Source organism: Pseudomonas sp. EA_65y_Pfl2_P74, assembly GCF_963970575.1.
GTDB classification, from domain to species: Bacteria; Pseudomonadota; Gammaproteobacteria; order Pseudomonadales; family Pseudomonadaceae; genus Aquipseudomonas; species Aquipseudomonas baetica_A.
The window spans coordinates 17,366-37,312 of sequence record NZ_CAXAOQ010000001.1; the positions used below are offsets into that span (position 1 = coordinate 17,366).

Below are 19,947 nucleotides of genomic sequence, written 5' to 3' on the forward strand. Positions count from 1 at the left end.
CCGTCAGGCTGGTTGGCTAAAGGTGTAGCTGGAGAACGGCATGCTGCGAAGGCGCTGGCCGGTAAGCCTGGCCACGGCATTGGCCACTGCCGGCGCCACAGCTGGCAGCGGTGGCTCACCGATGCCGCCCATTTTGGCGCCGCTCTCGATTACTTTAACGTGCACCCTTGCCATGCGGGCGGGCGGCAAGATCGGGTAGAGATCATAGTTACGTGCGCGCGGTTTGCCGTCGACGTACACCGCTTCTTCTACCAACGCCTGGGACAGGCCAAGGGCCACTGCGCCATTGACCTGCGCTTCGACAATGGCGGGGTTGACGATGCTACCGGGGTCTATCGCCTGCCAAATGTCGTGAACCTTGATCTGGCCATTTTCAATCGACACCTCGGCGACCACCGCTGTTTCCGTACCAAAGGGCGAGGCCATGGCCACACCCCGCGCGCGTCGTGAACCATCTTCAGCGGTGAACGGCCCACGTTTCCAGCCACCGGACATTTCAGCGACGGACTGCAGCAGATGGGTCAACCGCGCGTTGCCTTGCAACAAGTGCAGACGAAGCTCAAAGGGGTCATGGCCACCCTTGTCGGCCAGTTCGTCCAGAAACGCCTCGTAAAAGAAGTCATTGAGCGAATTGCCCACCGAGCGCCAGTAGCCAAGCATGACAGGGCCCTTGACGTAGATTTGGGCAATGCGCCGATTGGGAATCGCGTACGCCTTGTCGGTCAAGCCTTCAACGGCCGACGGGTCGAGCTTTGCACCTTGCTTGCCGGCAAGACCCTCGGTCGGCCCCTCGGTGGCGCTCACCGCCTCGAGTGCGATGGGGAAGCCCTTTTCATCCAGCGCTGCGCGAAACTTAACGACGGCCATAGGGCGCAGCACGTCGCGCAGAAACTCTTCCTCTCGGCTCCAAATCAGCTTGATCGGGCGCCCGACTGCCTTCGCCAATTCGATGGCCTGCGGGTATGGGTTGGCGGTTTCGTACAGGAAGTGCCGCCCGAAAAAGCCGCCGAGCAACGGCGTATGTAGCGTGATATTAGAAGGGTCCAAGCCGGTACGTTTCGCAATGTCCGCCAAGAAAAAGTCCTGAGCCTGATTGGGCAACCAGATTTCCAGCGAACCATCGGAATGAAAGCGGGCCAATGCTGAAGGGGGTTCGAGTTGCGCGTGATTGACGTATTGGTTGTGGTAGCTGGCTTCAACGTGCGTAGGCGCCTTTGCTAGCGTGCCGGAGAAGTCGCCTTCCACCTCGGCATCACGCCCCGGCCCGGGCTCATTGGCCAGACGCTCACGGAACGCCACCGTGGAGAAGTCGGCGGGCATCACCCGCAAAGGCGAATCGGCAGCGGGCTCCTGCCATTGCACCTGTATGGCTTCGACGGCACGTTTGGCGTGCCACCAGCGCTCGGCGACGACTGCCACGGCGCCGGACAAGCTATGCACCGAGTGCACCCCCTTCATCGCCTTAACCTGCGCTTCGTTGCGCAACTCGCCCACCGTCATGCCCAGGCGTGGCGCATGTTGCACGGCGGCGTGGAGCATGCCGTCCGCCTGCATGTCGATGGTGTACAGCGCTTTGCCGGTGGACTTGTCGTAGCTGTCCAGACGGCGTACAGGCTTACCGATCCAGCGAAACTGGCTGGGGTCGCGCAGCGTGACGCTCTCGACAGCGGGCACTGCCAGGTCTAACGCAAGGCTGGCCAGCTCGCCGTAGCTCAGCAAACGTCCAGAAGCCACATGCAAAACGTGGCCAGGCTCGGTGGTCAGTTCAGTCACCGGCACATTCAGACGTGCGCTTGCGGCCTGCAGCAACATCGCGCGGGCAAGGGCTCCCAGCCGGCGCATGGTCGGGTAACTCATGCGCACCGACATGCTACCGCCGGTAATGCGCAATCCATTTTCCATCACCACATACGCTTCGCCGGGCGGCGCGCTTTCGACTACAAAGGTCGATGGATCGGCATCCAGTTCCTCGCCGACTATTTGTGCCATGGCGGTATAGGTGCCCTGACCGCCCTCAATAAAGGGGCATAGCAGTCGGATAGTGTTATCCGGGCGGATCTCAAGAAAAGCGCTAACTTGGGTGCCTGCCGCTTGGCGCTCGGCCGCCATCGCCTGCATACGTGCAGAACCCAGCGGCACGCCAAAACCGAGCACCAACGCGCCAACAGCCGTGCCAGCAGAGGCCACGAGAAAGCGACGTCGCGATAGATTGATCGGCTCACCAAGGCCGGTATCACCATGCTTATTCATCAGATCGTCTCCCCGGCTGGCGCCGCAACGATTGCAACGTCGGTTGCCAGCTCGTGGACGGCAGAATTGATGGCGTTGTAGGTGCCGCAGCGACACAGATTGACCATCGCCGCCGCGATCTGCACATCACTGGGCTTGGGGTTGCGCTTGAGCAGGGCTGTCGCGGCCATGACCTGGCCAGACTGGCAATAGCCGCACTGGGCGACCTGATGCTCAACCCACGCAGCGACCACACGCTTTCCGATATCGTCGGTTTCTATCGCCTCGATCGTGGTGATCTCTCGGCCCACCACCCCGGCTACCGGAGTAACGCACGAGCGTACAACGTTGCCGTCCACCAGTACCGAGCACGCGCCACATTGCGCTAGACCGCAGCCGTACTTGGTACCGGTCAGCCCTAGGTCATCGCGGATAACCCATAGCAGCGGCGTATCCGCCTCGGCATCGACCTGGTAGGTTTTTTGGTTTATTCGCAGTTCCATGGCTCACCTGCTTTCATGAGGGTTAGTCTTTTGGATGAAGGTATTCGGAGGGTGTTCTCAGTGCCTCAGGAACTTAGCATTCGCCCGCAAATTCAGAATCCGAGGATTCCGATAGCCGTTATTAGCTGAGCTCATCAATATCTTGTCGCCATCGGTGGCGTCGTCAGCCCCTGATTTTTTCCAAGGTCACAACAATGCGCTCAGCCGCCTCTTGGTCACCGTGGCGTTTGAGGTCGCTAGCCACTTGGTTCAACTGCTGCGCCGTGAGGCCAACATTCATGCTGATCTTCAGGTGCGACGCCAACTGCGACGCTAACCCTGGCATCGCGGCAAGTGCCCCAACAGTGGCCAGTTCGCGAGTAGCCCAATCGAGGTTGTCTCGAGCGAAGATATCGCCGAACAGGTGAACCTTCAGAAACTGGTCAATCGCAGGGGCGAACTCAAACAACGGTCCTGAGACCGGTGCACCCACCAGACGGGTTTGATTGTCGGTGCCCAGGTCGAGCAAAGCGTGCCCCGACGGCACGGGGCCTGGTTCGCGTCCCGGCTCGTCTTGAACTCCGCCTGCTTCGCGCTCTTGCAAAACGCTCATCAGCTGCGACAGTGAATTGAGGCTGCGCGGGAACCCGGCGTACGCATAGAGCTGAACCAGGATTTCCTTGCTCTCACTAATCGTCAGACCGGCATCGAGACCGCGATTGAGCGCATCACGCAAACGGGGCATATCGCCGGTGGCCATGGTGGCGCCGATAGGGGCGACAGCCAGTTGTTTTGCAGTCAGGGTTTGCTCAGTCACCGTCTGCGTCTCCGAAATGTGTGTGGTACTGGCACTCGATACGTGAGCACCTAAAACACTGGCCAGCACTACCAGGCCGGCTAACGGCCATAAGCGGGCATAGTGATATTTACTTGGTTGGGTACTGTTCATCGCTGACCTTCTCCATCCAACGGACGTTGTTGCCGTTCTTCATGCCAGTGATAGCTATGTGCGTCATGGCAGTCGATGGCGCGGCGCCATGCCAGTGCTTTACCCCCGGCGGGCAAAACACCACATCACCGGGACGTAGTTCCTGCACTGCCTTTCCCCATTCCTGAGTACGTCCGACCCCCGCTGTCACGACAAGATATTGTCCTGCAGGATGCGTGTGCCAGGCCGAACGAGCGCCAGGTTCAAAGGTGACGTAGAGCGTTGAGGTGTTGAGTTCGGCCGTTGCAGTCGTCAATGGATCGATCCGCACATGACCAGTGAAATAATCGGCAGGCCCTGTCATCGAAGCCTGCTCACCCGCACGTGTGATTTTCTGGCTGGCAGGGCTCAGCTCGGCCGCGAAGGTTGGTTCGATGCAGTTGGCGGTGAGCAGCGCCAATGCGGCCAAGGTTGAATTAGTGTGCTTGGACGGCATAAGAAGCTCCTGGATCAACGTGCGAGAGGGGGGGCGCACCACGTGACATAGCTGGCCGGGCGGAAGATGACTGAAACTAATCCGCTGAAAACGTCACCCGAACATCATGCCGACCCAGAGCCTGCGAGAGGCCCGCTGGGTTGTCGATGCGACCGAGACGGGTATAGCTGTAAGACGAACTGAAGGATTTATAAAAGACCACTAACGTGTCAGGGCCGTACAGGAGGAAATCACCGTTGTGGATTGTTCCAGGCCGATAAGTTTGAGTGGGTAACGGGCGCTGCAAGGTGACGTGCTTTTCGTTGTCGTTCAGATCGCTCATGTCCAGGGTGAGCGGCAAACGGGCGGCAAGCTCCCGAGTGCTCCGGTTGTCCTCAAGGGTAATGGCGAAGCGCTGTTGGCCTATGGTCATCCACATCGTGTAGTTCTCCATCCCTGTTGATGGGCCGGCGATATCTGTCGCGGCTGCGAGGGGCAATGCCGATAGGGCAAATGGCATCAAGGCCGCGAACCAGAGGCCCTTCCATCCTGGGACATAATCGAAAAACATGGCCTTGCTCCTTGGAATAGAGGATTCACCGGGTGTGCGGCACCGGCGAACGAGAGGTTAGAAAGGTCAACAAGGCGGCAAGCATCAGCATCGTGGCGCTGGCGATAAAGGTGCTCTGGTAGCCGAGAGCGTCAAAAAGTACACCGCCGACTGTGGAGCCCACGGCAATAGCCAATTGGACAATCGCCACCATCAGGCCGCCGCCCGCCTCGGCGTGATCAGGCAAGGCGTGCGCAATCCAGCTCCACCAGCCCACGGGCGCTGCTGTCGCAATAAAGCCCCATAGGCCGAGCAATACCGCTACCGCGATAAGCCAAGTGCCCGCAGGAATCAGCGCGACAGCAATAACCGCCATCAGCAGCGAGATGGTACTTAAGGTGCCGTACAGGCTGCGCTTGAGCACTGATCCGATCAGCGCTGTTCCGCAAAAGCCAGCGACGCCTATCACCAATAGCAGCAGAGAAAGAATCGGCACGTTGACCTGGGTGACTGTTTCCAGAAACGGGCGCAGGTAGGTGAACAGCGTAAATTGGCCCATAAAAAACAAGCCGGCGGCCGCCATGCCCAGCGCCACCTTGCGATTTTTCAGCAGTTTGAAAACATTGCCTGCACCCGGCGAGCGCTTCTGCGCTGCCATGCTTGGCAGGCTTATCCACTGCCAAACCAGCGCAATTAGCGCCACCGGAACCAGGCACAAAAACGCACCACGCCAACCCACAACCGAGCCCAAATAACTGCCCAGTGGCGCTGCCACTACCGTAGCCAAGGCGTTGCCGCTGTTGAAAACAGCCAGCGCCTTGGGCACCTGTGCAGCCGGCACCAGACGCATCGCAGTGGCTGCCGACATCGACCAAAATCCGCCAATCACGACGCCGATCAGGGCTCGCCCAACCATGTAGATCAGGTAGTTCGGGGCAAGCGCCACAATGGCGCCCGATACAGCCATCAAACCGGTCAGAGCCAGCAGTAGGGTTTTTCTGTTCAGCGTGCCGGCGATCCAACTGATCGACAGGCTGGCCAACACCGCAAACGCGCCAGAGATGGCAAGGCCCTGCCCGGCCAAGCCCTGGCTGACCTGCAGGTCGTTTGCCAATGGTGTCAGCAGGCTAACGGGCATGAACTCCGAAGCGATCAGCGCGAATACGCACAGCGTCATTGCATAGACACCTCCCCAATGACCGGTACGCGTAAATGTCTCGCTCAAGACGGTGGCGTTCAGATGGACTTCAGCGGTCATTTCAGGTGGTCCTGAAAGAAATGGGTCAGCTTGGTGAAAGGAATCAAGTCGACGCGGTCGTACAGATCGACATGGCCTGCGTTGGGCACAATGACCAGCTCTTTAGGTTCGCCTGCCAGGCGAAAAGCCTCTTCGCTGAACTCGCGGGAGTGGGCGTTTTCACCTGCAATAAACAACATCGGGCGAGGCGAAATGCTCTCGATATCGACGAATGGGTAGAAATTCATGAATTTGGTATTGCTACTCAGCGTCGGCCGGGTGGTCTGTTGCGGCGTGGAACTGGCCGGGGTGAATTCGCCACGCGGGGTGCGGTAGAAGTCAAAAAACTCGCGCTGGATGGGGTGGGTGTCAGCATTCAGCGCTTGCACCGTGCCGCCGGTGTATTCGATCTTGCCGCCCGTAAATTCCACATAACGCTGCTCGGCCGCCGCCGCGATAACTTGCTTACGCACCTCAAGGGTTTGCGAATGCTTAAGCCCGTTTCGATTGGCGGCGCCCATGTCATACATGCTGACAGTGGCGATGGCTTTCATGCGCGGATCTATCTTGGCTGCACTGATTACAAAGCTGCCGCTGCCACAAATGCCCAGCACGCCTATGCGCTGGCGGTCGATAAAGGGCCGCGTGCCAAGGTAATCCACGGCGGCACTGAAGTCCTCGGCGTACATGTCTGGCAGTACCGCGTTACGGGGTTGGCCTTCGCTTTCGCCCCAAAACGACAAATCCAGGGCCAGGGTAACGAAGCCCTGTTCCGCCAATTTTTGCGCATATAGATTTGAGCTTTGCTCCTTCACCGCGCCCATAGGGTGGCCAACGATAATGGCCGGGCTGCGGGTGGCGCTGTCCAGCCCTTTGGGGATGAAAAGATTGCCCACGACATTGAGCTGGTACTGATTTTTGAAGCTGACCTTTTGTACGGTCACCTTGTCACTTTTAAAGAAATTATCTGCACCGTTGGACATATCGGCTCCTAATGCGGTGAATGAACTGAGTAGAAACCCGAGCATTACGAGAAGTCTTTTCATGGGGCATCCTTATTAGGGAAGGCTAAAGGCGATGCAGGCAGTTAGCGCAAGGCTCAACCTTCTCCATGCCGATCGGGTGGGATGCCGGTTAGTGTTACGCAGTAAAGAGACTTTGATTAGCTAATGAATGCTTAATGCGGATATAACCATGCCTAATCAATCAATCGAGCATGCTCGCTATGGCCAAATCCAATTTCAACGATCTGCTGGCTTTCGTAACCGTGGCGCGGGAGGGCAGCTTTACCCGCGCGGCGGTACAGCTTGGGGTGACGCAATCGGCAGTGAGTCAGGTGGTTTCGGCACTGGAAGCGCGGCTGAAAATTCGCTTGCTTACCCGCACCACGCGCAGCGTATCGTTAACGGCGGCGGGCGAGCGATTGCTGGAAGCGGTGGGCCATCGCTTCGATGAAATCGAGGCCGAAGTGGAAGCTTTGACCGAGCTGCGCGATAAGCCGGCCGGGACGGTACGCATTACCTGCGGCGACAACGTCATCAAGACAACCCTGCTTCCCAAGTTGGCGCCGTTGCTGCAGATGTACCCGGATATCAAGCTGGAATTCGATATCAACTATGGCTTTTGCGATATCGTCGCCGACCGCTTCGATGCCGGCGTGCGCTTCAGCGACACGGTGGCCCAAGACATGATTGCCGTGCCCATTGGCCCGCCGTTACGAATGGCCGTAGTGGCCGCGCCAAGCTATTTCGCGAAAAATCCCTCCCCGAAACACCCTCGCGATCTAGTAGCACACCGCTGTATCGATATCCGTTTTCCCACCTATGACGGCGTGGATGCATGGGAATTCGAACGCCGGGGCAAGAAGCTTAAGGTACGTGTAGACGGCCAGTTGGTATTCAACTCCACCACCCATATCGCCGATGCTGCGGTGAGTGGGCTGGGTATAGCCTATCTGCCCGAGGATGAGTTTGCCCCGCATCTAACCGAAGGGCGACTAGTTCGGGTACTGGAGGACTGGTGTGAACCCTTCGACGGCTTTCACCTGTACTACCCCAGCCGCCGACAACCCTCCCAGGCGTTTTCGCTGGTCGTTGATGCTTTGCGGGTCGATCGTTTGCCGCCGACTTGTGACCCGAGCGAGACGGACGGCTAACCGCTCTCACTGGTGCGATTAAGCGCGGAAACGCTCTAGTACAAAGACACATGGAATCAAAGCGACCTGATTGCCCAACGCGATCTTGTGACGAGCAACACCCTAGGGATAGTCGAGACTAGAGGCAAGCTGAGTGTCTGGTATGGGTCGATTGCTACCGATTGCAATCTCAGCTTCCGACCAATCGCGCATGCCTAATCCAGATTTTCAGGTACTCCTGATGCCACTGCCAGGATCGCGCCATATGCGCCTTCCTCTGGGACATAGGAAACAAATCGTTCACTGTTATCTTTTTGCACCCAAAGGCGCCCACAGTTCTGGCACTCGTAGGCAGTCGACATTCGTTGAATGTAAAGGCTGGATATCCGGTCTTGCAGCTTGTCAGCAGCGCCGAATATGGGTGAAAACTCGCCAAATGCATCGTCGATTGAAGTCTTGTCTCCGGACTCCGCCGCCTCGACCAGAGGTTTGAGTTCTCGGTGCACCTCATCCCAAAATTTATTTTCCACCTCGTCGCGAAGCAAGCTCGCCTTGTAGGGCAAGCTGTCGGTCTGATCGGTAATCACATGGCCACACTTGCAACCCAGTTTGCTCATTTGCGGTTCATCAACCTGATGTTCGATCGCTCATTAAATGGCGGACAACTCTTTGTTACAACTCCTAATTGATCGTCCGCTTCTGGCCGATTTCTGCCGGTCATGCCCACGAATCGTGCTGGTCAAATCCGATGCAAATGACCGGTTCGGTCGAATGCAAATGGGTGGGCAAGTCTGTGCAATTACCCGCTCATGGTGTTCAACCATGAACGACGCCTCTTCATCCGTTAGATCTTTCAGCGCCTCATTCACTTTTTCCGCCGCCGCCGCCATCATCTGCGCTTCTTCGCGTCGGCACATGTAGTTGCGCGAGTCGCTGAAGATGACCATTTGTCCCGATTTGACCTGTTCGCCGAGATGGCGGTTTAGGGAGCGGAATTCGCGGCGCAGGGCATCGCTGGGCGTGGTTTCGTAGAGCGCACGCTCCAGCGCTTCGCGGCTCATGGGTTTTTGGACGATGTGAAAACCCGACTCAGCCGGTTGAGGCAGGGTGTAGGCGTACTCTGCCACCCAATGCTGCGCCGGTGGTGGCTCGGGTTTAGGTTTGAAGGCATTCCAGGAGGCGCCGCCGTTATCCTCAACAACCCTTGGTTTCACCACGACCCACTGGCCGCTGCTGATGGCTTCGACGAGTTTTCGCTGGTTGGCACCCGATTGATTGAGGCCCATTGCATTGAGCAGGTCATCGAAGCCCGGCAGTTCATCCGGGCGGTTGAGAGCCTGTCGAAAGGTATCCATGGCTTGGTGGCTGTCGAGTACCTGTTGGGCGTGGGTATCGTGTTGGTTAATGAGTTTGGTCACGTCCGTGTCCCGTTCTGCAAAACGCGGGACTTTGGCGAGCGACCTCAAGCTTGTATGCCGGGTGATTCTCTTTTATGTGTAGGGTTATTCCGATTTTTTGTGGCGGTTGGTGCTCGGCAAATGGACGGTCAACCGGACCCTTGGCGGCCTCGACTCACGGGCCTGAAACCACAACCCCCCTGTGGGAGCAAGCTTGCTCGCGATTGCGCGGTGTCAGTCACCCTCTCTATTGACTGATAGGGCTCTTCGCGAGCAAACCCGCTCCCACCGGGGGATTGTTGTTGCGTCAGTTGAAGGTGATGTGGAAATAGCCCAACTGCGGATCCCGCCCCATCGGCGGCACCCGGGACACGAAGATGTCCTGCACTCGCCCGATTTCCGGCAGTTCCAGCGCACACAATCCGTCGACAAATTCAGTCGGCTCCAGACTTCTCAGTTCGACACTGAATGGCATTCGCTCGCTGTAGCGCATTTTTGCGGCGGGCTGCTCTTCGAGGTGTTCGATATGGATCTGCAGTGCACTGCCATCGGGCAGGTGCAGGGTGCCAATCCGGCCCAGCAGCGCCTGGAAATGTTGGCTTTGAACCGTTTGCAACATGGTTTCGCTCCAGCCAGTCAGGAAACCGGGGGAGGGTAGCCACCCCCGGCAGTCGGTCAGTTGCGGGACGGGAAAATGCCTTGCAGCGCGATGCTGAAGTTGAGCACCAGATACGGGTTCATGATCGCCATCGACTGGCCGTTGCCCGTGGGGGTGATGGTCCCGCTGATCGCGGTCTGCGCACCTTTGAGGGCGACGGGCGAAGCGCCTTGTGCGTCCGAGAAGATATTCGCCAGACCGGGCCCGGTGCCCGAAGCACCGATATAGGCGTTGGTGGCCGTCGGGGCGCCCAACGGGTTGCTCGCCGGGTTGGCCAGTTGCACGGTGGTGGTGGCCGTGAGGCCAGCCAGTGAGTGAGTGTGGTTCGGCAGATTATTGAGGGTCGGTATGACGGCTTCAGTGCCGGAAATTTCACCCATTACGCGAGTCGATAGGCCGGGACCGGTGCCCTGGCAGACCGGCATTCGGCTCTGCAGATTGGGCAGTCCGAACGTCTGGACACCGTTGCCGCCATAGTTGGTGCCCAGCAACGCAAACAGCGCGCTGTATTGCGAAACACTCATCATCTGACCGTTGCACAAGGCCCAGCCGCTGGGCGCATAGTTGAAGGCAAACGTCAAAACAGTGCCCATGTAAACGTCCATAAAGTCCTCTCCCTTCTGATTGATGGTCGGCGGGCCGCGCGAGGATTCAGGCTGCGGTGATGCCTCCCCCTCCTTTGCCAGATTACGCCACGGCTCAGCGTAGACCCGGATCGGCGAGGTTGCCGAATGTCGTGAAACAGTACGCCGGCATCGACGGCTGTCGCGTGGCTGACCTAAAGTGACCGGCAGGTTTCGGGGGGTCTGCATTAGCAGTGTTTTGCCACGGGCCAGAGGAAACAATGACGCTAAACAGAGTCACGCCGGTTGGCGACACGCAAGACCCCCAGGCAACACCCGGCTCCTGGTTCGGCAACTGGCGAGTGATCCTTTGGGCGAAAAAACAATGGCTGCTGCCCATCATGGCGCTGGCCGCGATTGTGCGTTTTTACGATTTGACGGCCGCCGCGATCTGGGGCGACGAAGGTTCCAGCCTGCTGCTGGCGCGTTATTCGCTGGGCGGGATCTGGAACCATGCGGCGTTCGATGTGCATCCGCCGCTGTACTTCATGCTGCTGCATGGCTGGATCGAACTGTTCGGTGACGGGATTTTCGCGATCCGTTGCCTCAGCGCACTATTGGGTATTGCTGTGGTGGGCGCAGGGGTGTGGCTGGTGGATCGGTTGGCCACCCGCCGCGCCGCTATCATCGCCGGAGTGCTGCTGGCGTTGCTGCCCACGGCGGTGCGCTATAGCCAGGAAGTGCGCATGTATTCGCTGCTCGGGCTGTTGCTCATTGCGGCGAGCCTGGCGTTGGTCTACTGGATCAGACATGCGCAACGCAGGCGTTATCGGGTGTTTTACGTGCTGTTGATGAGCGCGGCGCTCTACACCCATTACTTCGCGGTGTTGGCGGCGTTGAGTCACTGGATTTATCTGGGCGTGATTCGTACCCAACGCGGTTATCGATTCCGGCATATTCAACAACTGCCATGGTGGCTGGCGAACCTGGCCATTGCCGGACTTTATCTGCCGTGGTTACCCAAACTGCTGAATCTGATGCAGCACATGGAACAGCTTAAGGCCGCTAGCGATGTGGGCTGGGAAGACCCCGTGAGCCTGACCTCGTTGCCGGCGATGATCTGGTCCTGGCTGATTCAGGATGATGGCGCAAACCTGCCGCTGCTGGTCTTCATCGCGATGCCAATGGCCTTGCTGGTGCTGGCCGGGGTGGCATTGGCCCGCGACCGCAGCGTGTCGCGCGGCAGTGTGCTGCTGGCGCTCTACACCGGCCTGCCGCTGTTGCTGGTGTTTGCGGTGTCGTTCATCACCCCGGTGTTCATCGAACGCTACCTGACGGCGTTTGCGTTGGGCCTGCCGATGCTTGCGGCGTTGGCCATCGACCGTTTGTACAGCCGTGTACGGAGCCTGGCGCTGGCGGTGCTGGTGTCGCTGGTCGGGGTCGAACTGATTGGCGTGAACAACAACGCCACGGTCGACAGCAATGATCAACTCGACCATATGGTGAGTTACGTCAATCAGCACTTCCAGCCCGGTGACGGCATCGTCATCAGCGACATGCTCTGGTACCTGAGCTACGTCTATTACGATCAAACCGGCGCTCAAGTGCGTCTCTACACGCCACCCCGCGCGGACGGCCATTCGACGCGGCCGAACGAGTACGGTTTTGGCACGCTGGTCACCCCTGGCGTCTACCTCGACAGCTTGGCCGAACTGACGGGCTATCGCCGGGTCTGGCTGGTGGGAACGCTCGATGAACCTGGAGAATTCCTGCCATTGCCGGCGACTTGGCAAGTCGGCGCCGAGGTGCGCGCCGGTGGGGCGCAAGCGCGATTATTCGTCGTGAAGCCGGCAGTGGAATAAGTCCTGCGCGGACTTAATCGATTCACCTTTTTATTCGCGATAAAAATTTAACCGGTTAGTCCTTTTTGCTCTTGAATGATGTCAAAACACTACTAGTCGTAGGGTTGTTCTTGAACTACGCTTCGTCGAACAAAAGGACTTCCGATTACGGTGAATGGATTGCAGCAGTTCCACTTTGTCGCCGGTTTGCCGCGCTCAGGCTCGACCCTGCTTTCTGCGATCCTGTTGCAGAATCCGCGGTTTCACGCCGGTATGACCAGCCCGGTGGGCTCGCTGTTTGCCAGTGTGCTGGAGCAATGCAGCGCCGGCAGTGAGTTCGGCGCGGTGATCGACACCGAGACGCGCCGCCGTTTGCTGCGGGGTCTTTTCGATTCCTACTACGCCGACAAGACCGACAAACCGGTGGTGTTCGACACCAACCGTCAATGGAGCTCGCGGCTGCCCGCGCTCAACGACCTGTTCCCCAACGCCAAAATCATCGCTTGCGTGCGCAACGTCGCGTGGGTGATGGACAGCCTTGAACGCCTCTACCGCGCCAATCCTTACGAAAACACCAAGCTGTTCGGCGACGCCGTCGAGCGCAACACGGTCTACAGCCGCTGCGAAACCCTGGCTCAGCGTAACCGGCTGGTGGGTTTTGCCTGGGCGGCGCTCAAGGAAGCCTATTACGGCGAGCACGCCGACTCGCTGCTGATCATCGATTACGACTTGCTGACCCAGGCCCCGGAGCGGGTACTGCGGCTGGTCTACGATTTTATCGGCGAGCCATGGTTCGAACACGATTTTGACCATCTGGCGTACGACGCGCCGCAATTCGATCAAGCCCTAGGCGTTGCCGGCCTGCACAAGGTCAAACCCAAGGTCGCTCTGGAGTCTCGGCGCACGATTCTGCCGCCGGACCTGTTCAAGCAATACGCTGATTTGTCTTTTTGGCTCGATGGCTCAGCCAGCGCTGCCAATGTCATTCGTATGAAGTCCGACGCCGCGATCAGTTGATCGCGGCGTTTTTCATTGATGCGTCAATAACTGTGTTCGAATCCGGGTGAGCAGCATGTGGTGGAGCAAGCAGAAGTCGCGAGTAACCGAATGTCAGCAGACGCTTGCCGCGCCGATGATCATGTCGCTGGAGCCGCGCATGCTGTTCGACGGTGCCGTTGCGGCAACGGTGGCCGATACCGCTGCCCAGGCTGACAGCCACGCCACGGCGGAGGCAGCGAAAACGCCGACGGCCGATCAGCCGGTGGCCAGCAAGGACACCCACGGTCAGGCCGATGCGACACCAGCCGCCAGCCCCGTCGCCGTGCCGGGTCAGAGCGTGGTGTTCGTCGATTCCCGGGTCAAGGACGCCGACAGCCTGCTCCAGGGCATTGCTCCCGGCACTCAGGTGGTGAAACTCGACGCGACCAAGGACGGCTTGCAACAGATCGCCGATTATCTCGATCAGCATCAAGGCGTCAGCTCGGTGCAGATCATTGCCCACGGCAACGCCGGCGATCTGTGGCTGGGCAACAGTTATCTGTCTGCCGACAACGTCGCGCAACGCAGTGCGATCCTCGGCGAAATCGGCAAGGACATGAACGTTGGCGGCGACATCCTGATCTACGGCTGCTACACCGCCGAGGGGGATCGCGGCTTGAGTTTCGTCGACTCGCTGGCGCAACTGACCGGCCGGGATGTGGCCGCTTCGAACAACCGCACCGGTGTCGGCGGCGACTGGGATCTGGAAATTGCCACCGGCACCATCGAAAGCGCCAACGTCCTGTCGACCAAGGCGATGAGCGAATATCAGTGGGGCCTGGCCACCTGGACCGCGACTAACAACCTCGACTCGGGTGTCGGCTCGTTGCGTACCGCACTGGCGTCTGCGCAAAACGGCGACATTGTCACGTTCAACGCCGGCATGACCGTGCAGCTCAACTCCGAGTTGTTGATCAACAAGAACATCACCGTCGATGGCGATCTGAATAACGACGGCGTGGCTGACGTGACCCTCGATGGGCAATACAAGACCCGTGTGGTGGAAGTCACTTCCGGCAGCACCGTGACACTGGACGGGCTGGTGATTACCAAGGGACTGGTGGCCGGCAACGGCGGTAACGGTGGCGCCGCAGCGGCGGGCGCCATGGGTGGCGGGATTTTCAACGCCGGCATTCTTACGCTCAATAACGTGACGGTGACTGCCAACGCCGCTTCCGGTGGCGGCGGTGGTGGTGGCGTGTCCGGTGGATACTCCGGCGGCGGCGGCGGTGGCGGCGGTGGGATCGGTGGCGGTAACGGTGGCCATGGCGGTTCGACAGGCCCAGGCAACTTGAGCTATGCCGGTGGGGCCGGCACTGCCAATACCGGTGGTTATGGCGGCGGCTACACCCAGAACGACATGGGCGGGCGCGGCGGTACCAACATTGGCGGCGTCGGCGGCAATGGCGCCTCCGGCTACAGTCACGGCGGCAACGGCGGCTCCGCGACCAATGGCACGCTGTCCATTGGTGGCGGCGGTGGTGGTTCGGGCTGGAACGCGGTCGGCGGCGTTGGTGGCAGCGCGGCCGGCGGTATTTACAACGCCTCGACCGGCACCTTGAAAGTCATCGGCACGTCAGTCATCAGCAACAACCTCGCGGCGGGTGGCGGCGGCGGTGGGGGTGGCAGCGGCGGCAACCTTGCCAACGGCGGTGATGGTGGCCGCGGCGTCGGGGCCATCTGGAACAACGGCGGTACGGTATTGATCACCGCTGCCAACGTCGCCGCCATGACCGGCAACGCGGCGGCCAGTGGTGTTGGCGGTCCTTCAAACACCGGCTCGGCAGGCGCTTCGCCCAGTTCCACGGCTGCGGTTTACAGTACCGGCGGCACGTACAACCCCAACTACGTCGAGCCACCGACCGCGACCATCGTACTGGCGGACAGCGCTCTGAAAATTGGCGAAACCTCGCTGGTGACCATCACCTTCAACACGGCAGTCACCGGTTTCACCAATGCCGACCTGACCATCGCCAACGGCACGTTGACGGCCGTGAGCAGCAGCGATGGCGGAATCACCTGGACCGCGACTTTCACGCCGACCAACGGGATTACCGACACCACCAACGTCATCACTCTGGACAACACCGGTGTGGCGACCGTCTCTGACGGTACCGTGGGTATCGGAACCACCAATTCCAGCAACTATGTGATCGATACCCAGCGCCCGACAGCCACTGTCGTTGTCGCTGACACGGCCCTGAAAATCGGTGAAACGTCGCTGGTGACCATCACCTTCACTGAAGCGGTCAGCGGTTTCACCAACGCCGACCTGACCATCGCCAACGGTACGTTGTCCGCCGTGAGCAGCAGCGACGGAGGTATTACCTGGACGGCGACGTTTACGCCGAGCGCCGGTGTCACCGACACCACTAACGTGGTCACGCTGGATAACACCGGGATCGCTGATCTGGCCGGTAACGCCGGCAGCGGTACGACCGATTCCAACAACTACGCCATCGACACTGTGCGCCCGACGGCCACCCTTGTCGTCGCGGACACCGCGCTCAAGGCAGGGGAAACCTCGCAGGTCACCATCACGTTCAGCGAGGCCGTGACCGGTTTCACCACTGCCGATCTGTCCGTGGCCAACGGCAGCGTGAGCGGTTTGAGCAGCAGCGACGGCGGGATCACCTGGACGGCGACCTTCACGCCAACCAATAACGTCAGCGATACCACCAACCTGATCACCCTGGACAACACCGGTATCTCCGATCTGTCCGGCAATGCCGGCAGCGGCACCACCGATTCGAACAACTACGCCATCGACACGCAGCGTCCGACCGCGACCATCGTCGTCGCCGACAACGCCTTGAGAATCGGCGAAACCTCGTTGGTGACCATCACCTTCTCTGAAGCCGTGACGGGTTTCAGTAATGCCGACCTGACCATCGCCAATGGCACGCTGAGCGCCGTGAGCAGCAGCGATGGGGGGATCACCTGGACGGCAACCTTCACGCCGACCGCCAACATTACCGATGCCACCAACCTGATCACCCTGGACAACAGCGGGGTCAGTGACTCGAACGGCAATGCCGGCAGCGGCACCACCGACTCCAACAACTACGCCATCGACAACCAGCGCCCGACGGCCACCGTCGTGTTCGCCGACACTGCCTTGAAAATCGGCGACACATCGTTGGTGACCTTCACCTTCTCCGAAGCGGTGACCGGGTTCAGCAATGCCGATCTGACCATCGCCAATGGCACGCTGACGGCCGTGAGCAGCAGCGATGGCGGTGTCACCTGGACGGCAACGTTCACCCCGACCAGCAATATCACCGACGCCACCAACCTGGTGACCCTGGACAACACCGGCATCGCTGACCTGGCCGGTAACGCCGGCAGCGGCACCACCGATTCGAACAACTACGCCATCGACACGCTACGCCCGACCGCGACCATCGTGCTGGCCGATACCAGCCTCAGTGCCGGTGAAACCTCGCTGGTGACCATCACCTTTTCCGAGGCCGTGACAGGCTTCACCAACGCCGATCTGAACATTCCCAATGGCACGTTGACCGCCGTGAGCAGCAGCGATGGCGGCATCACCTGGACGGCGACGTACACGCCCACACTCGGGGTCAACGATACGAGCAACGTTATAGGCCTGAACAACACCGGCATCGCTGACCTGGCCGGTAACGCCGGCACCGGCGTCACCAACTCCGGCAATTTCGTGATCGACACGATGGTGCCGACGGCCACGATCGTGGTCGCCGACAACAGCCTGAGCATCGGCGAGACCACCACGGTGACGATCACCTTCTCCGAGGCCGTGATGGGCTTCAGTAATGCCGACCTGACCATCGCCAACGGCACGCTGAGCGCCGTGAGCAGCAGCGACGGCGGCATTACCTGGACGGCGACCTTTACCCCGAGCGCCAATATCACCGACGCGACCAACCTGATTACCCTGGACAATACCGGGGTGCAGAGCGGGTCTGGCAACGTGGGGGTCGGCACCACTGATTCGAATAATTACGCCATCGACACCCAGCGTCCGACCGCGACCATTGTGGTGGCGGACACGGCGTTGGGCGTTGGCCAGACCACCACGGTGACCATCACCTTCAGCGAGGCGGTGACCGGTTTCACCCTGGCTGACCTGACCGCCGAAAACGGCACACTTTCCGGGCTGAGCACCTCGGACAACATCACTTATACCGCGACGTTTACCCCAGCGGCCGGCATCACCGACACCAGCAACCTGATCACCCTGGACAACACCGGTGTCGTTGACGGGGCAGGCAATGCCGGGAGCGGCACCACCGATTCGAACAACTACGCCGTCGACAGTCAGCGTCCGACCGCCACGATCGTCATGAGCGACAACGATCTGCGCCCCGGTGAAACAGCGACCGTGACCATCACCTTCAGCGAAGCGGTGACCGGTTTCGACAATTCCGACCTGAGCGTCGCCAATGGCACGCTGAGCAACGTGTCGTCGAGCGACGGCGGTATCACCTGGACGGCTACGTTTACCCCGACCATTGGCGTCAGCGACTTCACCAACCTGATCACCCTGAACAATACCGGCATCAGCGATCTGGCCGGTAATGCCGGCACCGGCTCCACCAACTCGGGCAATTACGCAGTGCAGACCGAAGTGCCGACCGCAACCATTGTTGTCGCAGACACCGCGCTCAAGGCCGGGGAAACCTCGACGGTGACCATTACCTTCAGCGAGGCCGTCGCAGACTTCAGTAACGCTGATCTGACCATCGTCAATGGCGCCCTGAGCAACGTCGTGAGCATTGACGGCGGCATTACCTGGACGGCGACGTTCACACCCACCGGCAATATCACTGACACGACCAACGTCATCACCCTCGACAACAGCGGTGTGGTCAATATATCGGGCAACAGCGGCGTGGGCACCACGGACTCGAATAATTTCGCGATCGACACCGCACTGCCCACCGCCACGATCGTGGTGGCCGACAATCGCCTGGGCATCGGCGAAACCACCACCGTGACGATCACCTTCAGTGAAGCGGTGAGCGGCTTTGACCTGTCGGACATCAGCGTCGCCAACGGCACGCTGTCGAACCTGAGCAGCAGCGATGGCGGCATCACCTGGATCGCCACGCTAACGCCGACTGCCAACGTCAACGATGCGACCAACCTGATCGTGATCGACACTGCCGGCGTGCAGGACCTGGCCGGCAACCTCGGTGCGAGCATCGCCATCTCCAATAATTACGTGCTCGACGCGACCCGGCCAACGGTGAGCATCGTGGTCGCCAACCCGACTCTGGGTATCGGCCAGACCACCACCGTGACGTTCACCTTCAGCGAGGCGGTGAGCAACTTCGACCTGTCCGACCTGAGCGTGACCAACGGCGAATTGAGAAACCTGAGCAGCAATGACGGCGGCAAAACCTGGACCGCCATGTTCACGCCAACCGCCAATGTGACCGACCCGAGCAATTTCATCGCGCTCGACACGAGCAACGTCACGGATCTGGCGGGCAACGTCGGCAGCACCGTGGCGGTGTCGAACAACTATGCCCTGGACAGCGAACGGCCGACCGCCACGGTGGTGGTCGCCAATCCGAACCTGGGTGTTGGCCAGACCTCGCAGGTGACGATCACCTTCAATGAGGCGGTCAGCGGTTTTGATCTCTCTGATATCAGTGTCGCCAATGGCACCTTGTCCAACCTGAGCAGCAACGACGGCGGCAAGACCTGGACTGCGACCCTGACGCCAAGCGCCAATGTCAGCAGCGCCAGCAATGCGATTACCGTCAACCGGGGCGGCGTCAGTGACCTGGCGGGCAATAGCGGCAGCGGTGTGAGCCAGTCCGGCAACTACGTGGTGAACACGGCTACGACGCCGACCTTCGTGGTCTCGCCGAATCCACAGTTCCGCAGCAGTGATCCGGTGACGTTCCCCGATGTGCCTTACACCGCGCTGCAACCGATCGTGTTCAGCGCCCCGACGGGCGACCTTGGCTCACCGCTGACTTTTACGCCGTTGTTCGAACAACGGGTGATCGGCAACGGCATCCGCCCCCTGGGCGACATATTCATGAACCACGGTGCCCTGAGCCCGAGTTTCCTTGCTCAGGTGTTCAGCAGCAGTGACAACGTTGGTGACGGCGCCGGCCATGGTTTCCTTGGCTTTGGCGGCGGTGATGGCGGGGTGTTCGGCACCAGCACGCTCTCCAGTCTGTTCAATCAGAACAGCGAGGCCGCGCGTGATTCGCTGAATGCCTTCGGCAGCCATTCGATCAAGGCTGGCGATGTTTCCCAAGGGCTGCGCGGCGTGTTTGGCGCCCCGTCTCTGGTTGAGCAACTGCAGCAACTCAAAGACAGCGAGCAGCACCGGGTCGACAACCTGGCGTCCGCTCTGCAACAGGCCGGCATCAGCGAAATATCGGCCTGATAACACACCACTACTTAACACTGA

At 59.9% G+C, this 19,947-nt stretch carries 15 protein-coding genes; 4 read left to right on the plus strand and 11 right to left on the minus strand.

The annotated features are described in order from the left end of the window. Nucleotides 1–3 precede the first annotated feature (3 nt). The 7 genes from AACY18_RS00070 to AACY18_RS00100 form a co-directional block, all read right to left on the minus strand. Entirely contained in the window at nt 4–2,250 is a 2,247-nt protein-coding gene (locus AACY18_RS00070) for a xanthine dehydrogenase family protein molybdopterin-binding subunit (RefSeq protein ID WP_339463925.1), read from the minus strand. Beyond that, nucleotides 2,250–2,732 (minus strand): (2Fe-2S)-binding protein, encoded by a 483-nt coding sequence (locus AACY18_RS00075; protein ID WP_339463926.1) that lies wholly within the window; start codon nt 2,730–2,732, stop codon nt 2,250–2,252. Before AACY18_RS00075 ends, AACY18_RS00070 begins: the two co-directional genes overlap by 1 nt. Nucleotides 2,733–2,895: 163 nt before the next feature. Then, nucleotides 2,896–3,660: a carboxymuconolactone decarboxylase family protein gene (locus tag AACY18_RS00080; RefSeq protein ID WP_339463927.1), complete on the minus strand. Its 765-nt coding sequence runs from the start codon at nt 3,658–3,660 to the stop codon at nt 2,896–2,898. After that, entirely contained in the window at nt 3,638–4,135 is a 498-nt protein-coding gene (locus tag AACY18_RS00085) for a (R)-mandelonitrile lyase (RefSeq protein WP_339463928.1), read from the minus strand. The genes AACY18_RS00080 and AACY18_RS00085 overlap by 23 nt, the downstream gene beginning before the upstream one ends. A gap of 76 nt (nt 4,136–4,211) precedes the next feature. Beyond that, nucleotides 4,212–4,685, minus strand: a complete 474-nt coding sequence (locus AACY18_RS00090) for a cyclophilin-like fold protein (protein WP_339431647.1) — start codon at nt 4,683–4,685, stop codon at nt 4,212–4,214. 25 nt (nt 4,686–4,710) lie between these two features. After that, nucleotides 4,711–5,922: an MFS transporter gene (locus tag AACY18_RS00095; RefSeq protein WP_339431646.1), complete on the minus strand. Its 1,212-nt coding sequence runs from the start codon at nt 5,920–5,922 to the stop codon at nt 4,711–4,713. Next, on the minus strand, nt 5,919–6,947 hold the full coding sequence (locus AACY18_RS00100) for an alpha/beta hydrolase (RefSeq protein WP_339431645.1): 1,029 nt from the start codon (nt 6,945–6,947) through the stop codon (nt 5,919–5,921). The genes AACY18_RS00095 and AACY18_RS00100 overlap by 4 nt, the downstream gene beginning before the upstream one ends. A gap of 179 nt (nt 6,948–7,126) precedes the next feature. Here AACY18_RS00100 and AACY18_RS00105 point away from each other — a divergent pair, with 179 nt between their 5' ends. Beyond that, entirely contained in the window at nt 7,127–8,056 is a 930-nt protein-coding gene (locus AACY18_RS00105) for a LysR family transcriptional regulator (protein ID WP_339431644.1), read from the plus strand. A gap of 194 nt (nt 8,057–8,250) precedes the next feature. On the opposite strand, the gene AACY18_RS00110 is transcribed toward AACY18_RS00105, so the two are convergent. From AACY18_RS00110 to AACY18_RS00125, 4 genes are all read right to left on the minus strand, one after another. Continuing rightward, a complete protein-coding gene (locus AACY18_RS00110) occupies nt 8,251–8,652 on the minus strand; it encodes a hypothetical protein (RefSeq protein WP_339431643.1) in 402 nt (133 codons plus the stop codon). Nucleotides 8,653–8,685: 33 nt separating this feature from the next. Continuing rightward, on the minus strand, nt 8,686–9,453 hold the full coding sequence (locus AACY18_RS00115; protein ID WP_339463930.1) for a hypothetical protein: 768 nt from the start codon (nt 9,451–9,453) through the stop codon (nt 8,686–8,688). Nucleotides 9,454–9,739: 286 nt separating this feature from the next. Continuing rightward, nucleotides 9,740–10,051 carry a DUF6916 family protein gene (locus AACY18_RS00120; protein ID WP_339431641.1) on the minus strand — a complete coding sequence of 104 codons (312 nt, stop codon included), beginning with the start codon at nt 10,049–10,051 and terminating at the stop codon, nt 9,740–9,742. A 56-nt stretch (nt 10,052–10,107) separates the two neighbouring features. Next, the gene (locus AACY18_RS00125) at nt 10,108–10,695 is read right to left on the minus strand and encodes a phage tail protein (protein ID WP_339431640.1); all 588 of its coding nucleotides are present in this window, start codon (nt 10,693–10,695) and stop codon (nt 10,108–10,110) included. Nucleotides 10,696–10,934: 239 nt separating this feature from the next. Between AACY18_RS00125 and AACY18_RS00130 the strand changes: the two genes are divergently transcribed. The 3 genes from AACY18_RS00130 to AACY18_RS00140 all read left to right on the plus strand — a co-directional run bounded on the left by AACY18_RS00130 (nt 10,935) and on the right by AACY18_RS00140 (nt 19,923). Then, on the plus strand, nt 10,935–12,515 hold the full coding sequence (locus tag AACY18_RS00130) for a glycosyltransferase family 39 protein (RefSeq protein ID WP_339431639.1): 1,581 nt from the start codon (nt 10,935–10,937) through the stop codon (nt 12,513–12,515). 150 nt (nt 12,516–12,665) lie between these two features. After that, entirely contained in the window at nt 12,666–13,511 is an 846-nt protein-coding gene (locus tag AACY18_RS00135; protein WP_339431638.1) for a sulfotransferase family protein, read from the plus strand. Nucleotides 13,512–13,566: 55 nt separating this feature from the next. Further along, complete coding sequence (locus AACY18_RS00140) at nt 13,567–19,923, plus strand: Ig-like domain-containing protein (RefSeq protein ID WP_339463931.1); 6,357 nt, start codon at nt 13,567–13,569, stop codon at nt 19,921–19,923. Nucleotides 19,924–19,947 lie beyond the last annotated feature (24 nt).